At 61.1% G+C, this 12,324-nt stretch carries 8 protein-coding genes; 6 read left to right on the top strand and 2 right to left on the bottom strand.

All coding sequences use genetic code 11. From position 1 onward, the window contains the following. Window positions 1–2: 2 nt before the first annotated feature. Window positions 3–1,727, bottom strand: coding sequence for a ShlB/FhaC/HecB family hemolysin secretion/activation protein (locus tag IPM89_08285; protein ID QQS52939.1), 1,725 nt, complete (start codon window positions 1,725–1,727; stop codon window positions 3–5). Between the two features lie 106 nt (window positions 1,728–1,833). On the opposite strand from IPM89_08285, the gene IPM89_08290 reads away from it, so the two are divergent. Beyond that, complete coding sequence (locus tag IPM89_08290; GenBank protein QQS52940.1) at window positions 1,834–2,994, top strand: PatB family C-S lyase; 1,161 nt, start codon at window positions 1,834–1,836, stop codon at window positions 2,992–2,994. A 57-nt stretch (window positions 2,995–3,051) separates the two neighbouring features. On the opposite strand, the gene IPM89_08295 is transcribed toward IPM89_08290, so the two are convergent. Next, a complete protein-coding gene (locus IPM89_08295) occupies window positions 3,052–4,311 on the bottom strand; it encodes an ammonium transporter (protein ID QQS52941.1) in 1,260 nt (419 codons plus the stop codon). 481 nt (window positions 4,312–4,792) lie between these two features. On the opposite strand from IPM89_08295, the gene IPM89_08300 reads away from it, so the two are divergent. The 5 genes from IPM89_08300 to IPM89_08320 all read left to right on the top strand — a co-directional run bounded on the left by IPM89_08300 (window position 4,793) and on the right by IPM89_08320 (window position 12,288). Beyond that, window positions 4,793–6,643 carry a hypothetical protein gene (locus IPM89_08300; GenBank protein ID QQS52942.1) on the top strand — a complete coding sequence of 617 codons (1,851 nt, stop codon included), beginning with the start codon at window positions 4,793–4,795 and terminating at the stop codon, window positions 6,641–6,643. Between the two features lie 349 nt (window positions 6,644–6,992). Next, window positions 6,993–8,294: an RNA-directed DNA polymerase gene (locus tag IPM89_08305; protein ID QQS52943.1), complete on the top strand. Its 1,302-nt coding sequence runs from the start codon at window positions 6,993–6,995 to the stop codon at window positions 8,292–8,294. Continuing rightward, window positions 8,287–8,739 carry a WGR domain-containing protein gene (locus tag IPM89_08310; GenBank protein ID QQS52944.1) on the top strand — a complete coding sequence of 151 codons (453 nt, stop codon included), beginning with the start codon at window positions 8,287–8,289 and terminating at the stop codon, window positions 8,737–8,739. Before IPM89_08305 ends, IPM89_08310 begins: the two co-directional genes overlap by 8 nt. Window positions 8,740–8,748: 9 nt before the next feature. Then, entirely contained in the window at window positions 8,749–11,523 is a 2,775-nt protein-coding gene (locus IPM89_08315; GenBank protein QQS52945.1) for a hypothetical protein, read from the top strand. Window positions 11,524–12,096: 573 nt separating this feature from the next. Further along, window positions 12,097–12,288: an excalibur calcium-binding domain-containing protein gene (locus tag IPM89_08320; protein ID QQS55844.1), complete on the top strand. Its 192-nt coding sequence runs from the start codon at window positions 12,097–12,099 to the stop codon at window positions 12,286–12,288. The last annotated feature ends 36 nt before the right edge of the window (window positions 12,289–12,324 follow it).

A 12,324-nucleotide genomic window follows, 5' to 3' on the forward strand; every position in this document is an offset into this window, starting at 1 on the left:
TATCAGTACGCGGCCTGCACGAAGAAATTCACCCGTGACCCAGTCCAGGCTTCCTCGCCGGTGTTTACATCCTGGAATGGGTAGCCCCAATACAACGCCGCCCTGACCTTGTCGCTGGCGTCCCAGCGAACCCCCACGCCGGCGCTGGAAATCGAGTTCGGTTCCAGGTCGAACTCCCCTTTGTTCTTGGCATAACCGTAATCAGTGAAGACCGCCAGTTGCACCTGACCCTCGTTGGGGCCGCGACTGACACCGGGCAGCGGCAGGTGATACACGGGTACTCGGAATTCCAGCGACGCCACAAAACAGCGGTCCCGGACCAGGGTGTTCTCGGGATAGCCACGCACCGTCTCCAATCCCCCAAGCGCGCACTTTTCCATCGGCAGCAGTGGATCATTGGTCAGTTGCAGAATGCTTTTGAAGAGCAGTTGGTAATCCCGCTCCCCGAAGCGCCGCGCCCATTGGAACTGGCCGAGCCAACTCACGAACTGGCCGTCGGGCTCCCGGGCATTGACCGTGGCACCGAAGGCGTCGAGGCCCACGCTGAAAGTGGAACGGGCAGCAATCACCTGATTCAAGCGCCGGTCCAGCCATTCCTGCACGAAGCGCGCGACGGTGATGGTCGCCTCGCCGTTGTCCTCACCGGGGGCGAAGGAGAACGGAATCCCCAGTAAAAAGGACTCACTGTGCCGCCGTTCCAGGTTTACGCCCAGGGCAAAAGTCTGTTGCGGCGTCCGGTACAGGGGATGGGTTAGAGCAATGCCATAACTTTGCAGATCACTGGTGATATCGAGGGCACTGAAACGATCCTCGATCACCGAGGTATCGTTGCGCTCGGCCCAGATTTGCACGGCGGTGTCACGGGCGTTCAGCGGCCGCGCGTAGAACACCCGCCAGTCGGAAGTGTCGCTGCTTTCCAGACTGTGGCCGTAGCTCAACCCCAGGGTGTCGCCGACCCCGCTGAGGTTGCGGTCCACTCCGTACAGGTAGGCTCGTGTCGCACCGACGCTCGGCGGATTGTTGTTGGCCACCGCCAAGCCGATTTCGTAGGGGCGAGCCTCGCGGATGCCGAGCCGCAATCGCCCTTCCCCCGGTTGCACGCCCGGCGCCAGTTCCGCTTGGAGCTGCTCGATCAGCGGATTTTGCTGGAGGAGCTGCAGACGTTCCTGAAGGTGTTGAACATTCAGGGGTTCCCCGGCATTCGATTGTAATCGGTCCTGGAGATAATCGGCGCGCAGATGCGTATTGCCGGTGATCTCGACCTCGGACAGCCGGCCTTCGACGACCCGAATTCGAACCACACCATTCTCGACCTGTTGGTCCGGGATCACCGCACCGGAGTTGAGATAACCCCGTTCGACGTAATACAGGGTCAACTGGCGGCGCGCTTCCTGCAATTCCTCGGCGCTGAGGACCCGGTTCTCATACGGTGCGGTGACGGCGGCCAGTTCCTCACGGGTGAACACGGTGTTGCCAGTCAGTTCGAAGCGGCGCACGAAGACCCGCTCTTGGCTGGATAGGGGCGATTCGAGGGATGGCGGCGGACGACCCGGCAAGGCCGGCGCGGGTCTGGCATAATCCGGGGGTGTCAGGTTGCGCCCGCCCGGCCGCTGCTCCCATAAGTCCGCGTCCTGCCCCAATGCCAAAAACGGCCACAGTGTCAGCAGGCCTAGGAACGCGCGGACCGACCGCCAGCGAATAAAGTGATGGAAAGCGCCACGGTTCATGTGATTTCGCATCATGGATCGCCTTAATCCATTCAAGTTGGCAATGACTTCATCTTAGAATCATTCCACCTTAGGCCGCTACAGTTGTCCACAGGATTGTTTCACTATGATTTGCGATTTTGACCAGCCCCTTACCCGTTACGGCAGCGACAGCCTGAAATGGCAGCGTTACGGCTCGGCTCTGCCGCTGTGGGTGGCGGACATGGACTTCGCCGCCCCGGAACCGGTACTGGCGGCTCTGCACGAACGAGTCGCGCACGGAATATTCGGCTACGGTGCGCCGCCGGAGGAATTGACCGAAACGATTTGCGCACGGATGGCCGATCTTTATCGCTGGACCGTAACACCGGAACAAATCGTGTATCTGCCGGGGCTGGTGTGCGGCTTGAACGTGGTGTGCCGGGCGGTCGGCGAACCGGGCGACGGTGTGCTGGTGCAAACGCCGGTGTATCCGCCGTTTCTGGCCGCGCCGGGCCATCAGGATCGACGGCTGGTCACCGCTGAACTGAGCGCCGAGCAGCGCGATGGTCGGCTGCATTACCGCTTCGACGCCGAGGCGTTCGCGACGGCCATCGACTCGCGCACCCGGCTATTCATCCTCTGCCACCCGCACAACCCGGTCGGGCGGGCGTTCGGGGTCGAGGAACTGACCCGGCTGGCGGAGATCTGCGAGCGCCGGGATCTCGTGGTCTGTTCGGACGAGATTCACTGCGATCTACTGTTGGACGGACGCCGGCACACGCCGCTGGCCGCCCTGTCGCCGGACATCGCCCGGCGCTGCATCACACTGATGGCCCCCAGCAAGACCTTCAATATCCCCGGTTTGGGCGCCAGCTTCGCGATCATCCAGCATCCCGATCTCCGCCAGCGATTCAAACAGGCGATGCGCGGCATCGTGCCGGACGTGAACATCCTCGCCCTGACCGCCGCGCTGGCCGCCTATCGCCACGGCGGCGAGTGGCTGCGGGCTTTGCTGGCGTATCTCGCCGCCAACCGCGATTTTCTAATCGACCATATCGCCCGCCACTGGCCCGATATCGACGTGACCGTGCCCGAGGCCACCTATCTGGCCTGGCTGGACTGTCGGAATGCGGGCATCGCCGGCAACCCGCAGCGCTTCTTCCTGGAGCGGGCCGGCGTGGCGCTGAACGATGGCGCGACCTTCGGTCCGGGCGGCGAAGGTTTCGTGCGGCTGAACTTTGGTTGCCCGCGCGCTACCCTGGCGGAAGGCTTGGAGCGGATGGGGGCGGCGCTGGCCGCACGCTGAACAAGCTGGCGGCGACCGCGCGAAATCCCGTGGCCTTCCCTGGCCACCGCCGTTTCGCTACAGATCGTAGCCCCGTTCCTCGTGCAGGGCGATGTCCAGGCCGCCGATCTCATCCTCGCGGCTCACCCGCAGGCCGATCACTTGATCCACCAGCTTGAGCACCACAAAAGTCACGACCACCGTGTAGGCGGCCGTCGCGACCACACCCACGAACTGCACGCCAAGCTGCTGCCCCATGGAGCTAATTCCAGGGGCGAAGCCCTGGCCCTTGAACACGCCCAACTCGGTGGACGCAAACACGCCGGCCGCCAGCGTCCCCAGCATCCCGCCCACGCCGTGGACCGGAAATACGTCCAGCGAGTCGTCCACCTTCAGCACCCGTTTGAGGAATTGGGTGGCGTTGAAGCAAGCGAACCCCGCCACCGTGCCGATGACGACGGCGCCGGCCGGCCCGACATAGCCCGAGGCCGGCGTGATGGTGCCGAGACCGGCCACCATGCCGGTCACGATGCCGAGCACGCTCGGCTTGCGGTATTTGATCCATTCCATGGCCATCCACGCCAGCGAACCGGCGGCGGCGGACAGATGGGTCGCCATCATGGCCATGCCGGCGTTGCCGTTGGCCGCCAGCGCGCTGCCGGCGTTGAAGCCGAACCAGCCGACCCACAACATGCCCGCGCCGGTCACCACCATGGTCATATTGTGCGGCGGCATGGCCGTCCCCGGAAACCCGTGGCGCCGACCCAACACCAGCGCCGAAACCAACGCGGCCACCCCAGCGGTGATATGCACCACGGTTCCACCGGCGAAGTCCAGCAGGCCCATTTGCTGGAGCCAGCCCCCGCCCCATACCCAATGAGCCACCGGCGCATACACCAAGATCAGCCACAGGATGCTGAACAGCAGCATGGCGGAAAACTTCATCCGCTCGGCGAAAGCGCCGACGACCAGCGCCGGAGTGATGATGGCAAAGGTCATCTGGAACATGGAAAACACGGTTTCCGGGACGTCGCCGGTCAAGGAGTCTTCCTCCACCCCCGCCATGAAGGCTTTGCCGAAACCGCCGATCCAGTCGCCACCGGTCCCGAACGCGAGGCTGTAGACGCAGACAAACCACAGCAGCGACACCACACAGGTGATGGCGAAACATTGCATCAGCACCGACAGCACGTTCCTGGTCCGCACCAGCCCGCCGTAAAACAGCGATAGACCCGGCAGGGTCATGAACAGCACCAGCGCCGTGGAGGTGAGAATCCAGGCAGTGTTGCCCTGATTCAACTTTGTGGTGATCTCCTGTGCCCAAGATAGCGCGGGCATCAGTATTCCCACCAAACCCAAAAGTAGATAGTTCGATAGCCGTTTATCGTTCTGGCTCATGGATCGTCATCTCGATTCGTTCTGTTAGGATCGTTTGATTCATCGGGATTGCTTGCCCCATTCCGGGTCGAAACAGGGCCGTTCACGGATAAAGCGGGTGCAAATCAGCAAATTTCACACCTTTGATAAAATAGTTTTTTAAATCAATTAGATAACAAATATCCGATCCAAGCAACACGGATTTTTGCACTTAATTAGTGCATGAATTGACATTTATTGCACAAAATATGGGCGTTTCAGTACTTAACGGAGAACAGTCCGATAGATGGAATGGGTTCGTTGGTGGTGGTTGTTATCCTCCACCAGCAGCCGGACTTCAGCGATTGGCTCGATCATTCGCGAGTTGCCCTGAAACCGAGCAAACGACCTTCCGCCACTGTCGTACTATAATTTTTTCACCAGGGGCCATCGCCGTGCCAGCATGGCGAAACCTCAAACTTCGAACAAACTCTTGTGTAAGGTCCGATACTCAATGGCTAGCGCCGAAGTGATTCACCGCTACCGGGAATTCACCCCGCCCTCCGGCGAAACCGATGACGATCCATTGGATTTACCGCTCGATGGCGCACGTCCCGAGGTTCAGCTCAAAGCCGAAGTCCTGCGAACCGATGTAGTGCGCGATGGTTTGCTGACTCTCGGCGACATCCTATCGAGTGATCGGCGCCGCCAAGCCAGCGACCGGGCCGACTATCTGGCCTACCTGCTACGCAAGGGCAAGCGCGCTACTCAAGCGGTCTGGGAAGCACAAAAAGCCTTCCTGGCCACCCAATACGGCGAAGCCACTCAGCAGGAAGCCCCACTCGATCCCTTGTTCAGCGTCGATGAGCACGGCGTCAGCATCGAAGTCTTTTCGCGTGATGAATCGACCTACGCACGACTGCATCTCAAAGCCGATAGCGCTTACCAGGCCGAATCCTTCACGGCGGGAACTTCTCATCTCAGCCTCACGCCATCGTTGTTGCAGGCATTGACCGGCATCCGTGCCCACCGGGCTGTCACCTTGCATGGTTACTCGTCAACCGCCGGGACCGCCAAGACCGTGCGGGTGCCATACCGCTGGCTGCGCGCCTTCGGGCAGGTGCAAGCCGCTTCGACCCTGCCCGCCGAACGGGTCCACCTGGCCCCGATCGACCTCTACAACGTTCTCCTGAGCCTGAGGCTGCGTAAAGCGAAAACGGCGCCGCGCGCGCTGCGTTACGAACTGGTTCCGGGCCAAACGCCGCGATTGGTGCTGGAACCCTGGGAACAGGTGTTGAACGCCAGCGGCTCGCCCTATCAAGGCCAAGTGCCGCGGGTAGTACGCACTTGGGGTCGCCAGCGATTGAATCTGCTCGGCCGCTTGCTGCCCCATGTCAAAGCCGTGGATGTTTATCTACTTGGCGCTGGTTTACCCGCTTTTTATGTGCTGGACATGGAATCCGCCAGTCTGAGCTTGGCCTTGAGCGGCTGGACCGACAGCGGGTGGGCCGGTATCGCCACTTTCGATCTGCTCGCGCCCGGCGGCGGCGAAGATGAAGTATTGGCCAAGCGCGTCATCAAACAGTTGACCGAACGCCCTCTAACTTTGGACGCCCTGAGCGAGACACTGCGTCAACCACGCCAGACCATCAGGCCAGTGCTGTTGCAGGAGTTGCTCAAGGGAACCTTGGTCCACGATATCGCCAGCGGTCTGTTCCACCACCGGCCGCTGATGGCTCAACCGCTGACATTGGATCGGTTGCGCTACCGTGACGCCCGTGAGGAACAGGCGCATCGACTGTTGGCGACCGAAGAACAGGTCCAGCTGACCCGCATCCACGATCTCGGCTTGGATGGCACCACCATCGATGGCGAGGTACAGGATCGGCAGGCCCATCGCCACTATCAAACGTCGTTCACTTTGGATCGCGAAGGCCGCACCATCAAGGCAAGCTGCACCTGCCACGAATTCCGCCGCGCCGGCCTGAAACAAGGACCCTGCCCGCACATGATCGCGCTGCGACTGCGCTATGCCCGCGAACAGGTCGCGCTGGAACAGGCGCGGGAAACCGCCGAAGGTCGCCGGCTGATTCGCGCCGAAACGCGAACCCTGACCCGTCGCCAAGGCGAAACCGTGTTGAGCTACCGGATTTCCCTGGACGAACGCCAGATACTGCTGCGCTGGGGTCACGATCCCCAAACCTTGCGCCAGCAACGGCTGCTGTTCAATCGCACCGAAGAGGCTCGCGACGCTTATTTCGCCCGCCTCGACCGTCTGGCCAAACAGGGCTTTATCGACGCCAGCACGGCGTAACCCGATATAACCGATTCATAACTAACAACAACCTTTGACAAGGGAGTGAAAAGTCCGTAGCGTAATGATTGCTGGAGCGTGAGGCGTTCCTCCATTAGCCTTTTGGGCGGCGTTGCGCCGTCCGGGAATTCCAACGCCACACACGCCACAAGGTAGGCTGTTCTTGGCCAGCTTCGCCAGTACCCGCCCCTAGTTGTCGGCGGAGCTGGGCCAACCACGCCACCGCGGTTTCCGCCAACAACTAGGGGCGGGTACTGGCGGCTGGCCGGTGAGCCTACCGTGTCCCTTGTGAGAAGTAGCGGTTTGCGCCTCACGCTCCAGCAATCCTTACGCTCGGTCTGAAAAAGGCATGAGCGAGACCCCCCCCACCTGGGAAGACATCGCCCAAGTCGGCGATATCGAACGCTGGGTCGTCACCCGGCTGCGGCAACTGGATCTGCTGGACGAAGTTACCGACCCCGGCAAACTCACCAGCGCCGCCCTCCACCAATACAAAGCGCGCCGCGAAGAAGAACGCCGCGTGCGCAAGCAGTTGCGCCAGCAGGGCTGGGCCGCCTTCCGCCAAGCCCATCTGGTCTATCTGGGCGCGGACGTATTCCATCACGACACGCCCGACCAAGACCGCTACGACCTCCCCGATCCCGAAACCCGGCGCGAGGTCAACGCCCTACCGGCGCTCAAGGACGTTCAAGCCCTCGCCAAGGCGCTCGATCTGTCCATTCCCCGCCTGCGCTGGCTGGCGTTCCACCGCGAAGTGGATAGCGGCAGCCACTACCAATACTGGACTATCCCCAAGCGCGACGGCGGCGCCCGCCTGATCAGCGCGCCCAAGCCGACGCTGAAAAAGACCCAACGCTGGATTTTGCGCCAGATCGCCGAACGCCTGCCGGTACATGGGGCGGCGCACGGCTTCCTACCCGGACGCAGCATCTTCAGCAACGCCGCCGTCCACGCGGGCGCACACACCATCGTCAAGCTCGACATCCGCCACTTCTACCCCACTGTCACCTGGCGGCGGGTCAAGGGTCTGTTCCGCAAAGGCGGCTACGGCGAACAGGTCGCCACCGTGCTGGCCCTGCTCTGCACCGAAGCGCCGCGCGAACTGCTGCCACTCGACGGCCAGCATGTCCACGTTGCCAGCGGGCCGCGCGCGCTGCCGCAAGGCGCTCCGACCAGCCCGGCCCTCAGCAACACTGTTTGCCTGCGACTGGATTGCCGGCTGTCCGGCCTGAGTCAAAAGCTGGGATTCCGCTACACCCGCTACGCCGACGATCTGACCTTTTCCTGGCATGACAGCTCGCCACCGCCGCTGGGTCGCTTGCTGCGTTGCGTCCACGCCATTCTCAAGGCCGAAGGCTTCGTTCCACATCCGAAAAAAACCCGGATTCTGCGCCGGGGCCGCCGGCAAACCGTGACTGGCCTGGTCGTCAACGAAACACCAGCGGGCAGTCCGGCGCGGGTGCCGCGCGCCCAGGTTCGACGCCTGCGCGCCGCCCTGCACAACCGGCTGCATGGCAAGCCCGGTAAGGAAGGTGAAAGTCTGGCGCAACTGCGCGGCTGGGTCGCCTTCCTGCACATGACCGATCCGGAGCGGGCCAAACCGTTTCTGGCGCAACTCAAACAACTGGAGGAGCGTGGCACGGATGAGTGAGTGGCAAGTTTCCCTGGTTTTCCAGGACAGCAAATCCAACAAATTCTGGCGAGCGCGCTGCGTCGGCAACAATCTGGAAGTCAACTTCGGCCGGATCGGCAGCCAGGGACAATCCCAGGCCAGACGCTACGATTCGCCGGAAGACGCAACGCGCGAACTGGAAAAACAGGCGCGGGAAAAACACAAGAAAGGCTACGTGGATGGCGACGGCGGCCCGAGCGAAACGGCCGCGCCATCCGCTGCCATCGAAGCCGCCGCCCCAGCCTCCTCGCAATGTGCGCTGGTCCTGACGCTGGGCGAACGCCGCCTGGAACTGCGCCTGAGCGTGGAAGGCAACGCGCTGCACACTCACGGTGTGGAACACTACTCCGACGCCTCCGCCGCCGAAGCCGCCTTTGCCCAAATCCGGGCGGCCTTGGAAGCCGAAGGCTACCGGCCTCAATAGGCGATGCTCATGGCCGACGACCGCTCCATTCTGTTCGCTGATCTGGAATACGCCGCCGCCCGGCGCGATCCGCAATGCGTCCCGTGGGTTCTGGAATTTCTCGCTCAGCCCGACCCGCCCGCCGGTCAGCCGGAAGATCCACCGGACGACTATCAGGCCCAACCCCAGTTGCCCGATGCCTGGTCGCTGGATCGCTTGCGCCAGACCTTGAACCCGCAAGCCCTGACCGGCAAAACCGCCGACGAGCGTCAAGCGGCGCGCACCGGTGCCTGGGCCGCGCTGTTGGCGTCGCCCAACCCGCCGCCGCGTCTGCGGCTGGGTCAACTGTTGCTGGACTTGTACGCGGCCGACGACGAACCGGCCCGCGCCCTGCTGTTGGAACTGATTCCCCAACTGCCGCCGAACGCCATCGGCTGGGGCATCTGGCAAGGCATCAAGGGTATTTATAAACAAGCCGAGCAACGCCACGATCTCGCCATGCTGGGCGTTCTGTGCTATCGCCTGGACGAGCAATCCAAACTGGGCGAAGGCGACATTTCGCGCGGAACCTGGCTGTACATGCGCCGCCGCGCCTGGCGCTATCTGCGGCAACTCGGCCAAGCCCTGCCCGAATTGTTTCCGGTGTACGCCGGCCAGGTCTTGCGCCACTACCCGCCTCAGTGCAACTTCCGCCACTGCTGGATCGCCAACCAGATTTGGCGGCACAAGGATTTGATCGGCGCCACCGATCAGGGGGTATTGGGGAGCAGCGGCCTGCCGGGCAAACTGGAACGCCGCGCCTTCGACGATGCCTGGAAAATCAGTCCCGCCCCGCTGCTGCGGTTGCTGGAGGATGCCCAAAACCCGCAAGTCTGCGCATTCGCCATTCGTGGACTGGAGCAGGATTTCAAGGACGCCCTGCGCCACGTCGAACCGGCCTGGCTGGCCCGCCTCGGCACCAAGCGGCTGGACATCGTGCACGACTTCATCATCAAACTGCTGCGCGACAACCCCGAGTTCCATCAATCGAAACTGAAGCCACTTGGCTTGCACGACATGGTGTTGGGGCTGCTCCACAGTGGCCACGAACCCGCCCGCCGCTACGCCATCGACTATGCTCGCGCCTACGCCACCGATCTGCCTGTCGCCGAGTTGGTCAAGCTGACGGCGGAAGGCGCGCGCGACGTGCAAGCTTTCGCCGTGGCGATCCTGGAGCAACGTACTCCAGCCGAGTTGGGCCTGCCAACCCTGCTCAAGCTGCTGACCGCGCCGGCCAGCGCCACTCTCGCCAAAGCCAAACTGCGGCAAGGTTTCCGGCCACAAGACATCAGCGCCGAGCAATTCGTCGAGCTGGCTCTCGCGCCATCCAAATCGAGGTCGGGCGATTCCGCGCTCGATGCCGTCATCCAGTTTTATCGCGACGCCAAGGTCACGGTCCCCGCCGCTGACTACCGCCAAGTATTGGACGATCCGCGTTGTACCGCCATTGCCCGCCAGCGGGCGCTCAAGGCACTGGCGGATTATCCGGGGCGCGAGATCGGCTTGGATTGGATGCGGCAAGCCTTATTGAATCCTCACCTGAGCGATGCCGTGGCCGGCTGGTTGCGGCAGGGTAAATTCAAAGGGGAGGATTTGGATATCGACTGGCTCAAGGGTCTCGCCATGCGCCCGACGCTGCGCCCGCTCGCGCTCCAGTTGCTCGGCGATTCGGAACTGGTCGCGCCGAACCGCATCGGCTTACCCTGGCTGCTGGCGATGGCGCGGCAGGCCGACCCGACCCTGCACGATTTTGCCCACCGCTATCTGCTGGAATCCTTCCGGCCCGGCGACTTCGCCAGCGACGACCGCAGCGGGATCGATCACCTATGGGAACTGGCTTGCGGCCCCACGCAACCGGAACCGGTGCGTCGCTTTGCCGCCACCTATCTCAAGGCCCATCATCCGAAAATCGGCCCCAGCGATCCCGAAACGCGCGCTTTCAATATCCAGCCCGACTTGAGCGCCGCCGATTATCCGTTGAGTCGACTGCGCCCATTGTTCGCCGATCAACGGCCCGACCTGCGCCGGTTGGCGGTCGCCATCGCGCGGGAGGAATTGCGCGCCTGGAATGAGCCAACTCTTCTGTATCGGCTGGCCGATAGCGAATACCGCGAGTCGCGTGCTTTTGCCATCGAACAGTTGTTGCATCTAGGCGAAAGCTCAATGGAACCGGCCCTGCCGGCCGAATGGTTGTTGCCGGAACGAGTGTTTCAGCTGGCCGAAAGCCGTCACAAGATCACCCGCGAGACGGCGCTAACCCTGATCCGCCGCCATCAGGAGCAACTCGGCGATCCGACGCGGCTGGCCTGGTTGATGGAAAGCCCGCACCGCGAGGTTGGGCTGTTCACCGTGCGGCTGTTGTGGGAACGCCAGCGCCGGAAATTCGTGCCGACCGCGAAGGCCGCCGAGCTTCAGCCCAGTGCTCCGTTTGAGGGACTACGCCAGTTTTTGCGCAAGACTTTGTTCGGCCTGCCACCCGGTCGGATGGAACGGCACGAGTTGGACGCCGAACAGGCCGCGCCCGAACGGCCGTGGCCGGCCAGTGTCGGTAAGCGCCGATTGATCGAGGCCATCAAAACGCTGGCCCTGACCGATGCCGGTTTCGCGGAGTTGGTGACACCGGTACTGGCGGAATTCCGCCATTCCCGCGCCAAGAATGAATGGCAACATTGCGTCGCGGCTCTGGTGCAAATCCGCCGGACGCATCCGGCGATTAGTATTGATTTGCCGGTGGGACAGGTGAATTTGAGGGTAAAAACAACGTGAGAGAACTACAACCTGCTCAAGCTCCGAATGTGATCGACAGGCTACATTCCTCAAGTCGGTCTCATGTAGGCAAAGGGGATTGCACGACCGAAAGAGAGCAGTTATTTCAAGGGAAATCGCTTGAAAGCATCATTACAGAGATCGCGATCCGAAGAGCTAAAAGTGAAACTGGGTGATCAATACCATAAATGAATTGAATGAAGCGAAGAAGATCAAATTTACAGTCGTTGAAGATGCGATTCAACATTTTGTTAAGGAAGGACGGGAATTACCACCGCCACGAATTCGGTCCATGCGGGAAACTGCATAACTTTATTTCCTAATCAACCCAAAAATTGATTGATCTCTACCATGAAAAAAATCATCCTGATTGCGATTATTTTAGCTTTTGGTTGGTATGGTAATTACTTATATAAACAGCATGAATCAATAGGCACGCAACAATCATTCACTGATTCACCCTATAAAAATCCAACAAAGTGCATCACAAGAGATGGACGGATTCTTTATGGTGACTTACCTGAAGGAACAGTCTGTGCACAGGAAATTCCGGTAGAAGGTGCATTGACAGTAATGCCCTCACATAACTCTAACAAGGCAATAACTTCTAGCGTTAAAACCTCAAGCTTCAAATGTGATGGCCGAATCCATTGTTCTCAGATGACCTCTTGCGAAGAAGCAACTTTCTTTTTGAGAAACTGCCCTAATGTAAAGATGGACGGAAACAATGATGGAGTTCCTTGTGAGAAACAATGGTGCGGGTGATTTTAAATAAAGTTTTGCTTCTTTTATTGTCACCGA

The sequence above is a fragment of the Candidatus Competibacteraceae bacterium genome, assembly GCA_016699715.1.
Classification (GTDB): Bacteria; Pseudomonadota; Gammaproteobacteria; order Competibacterales; family Competibacteraceae; genus Competibacter.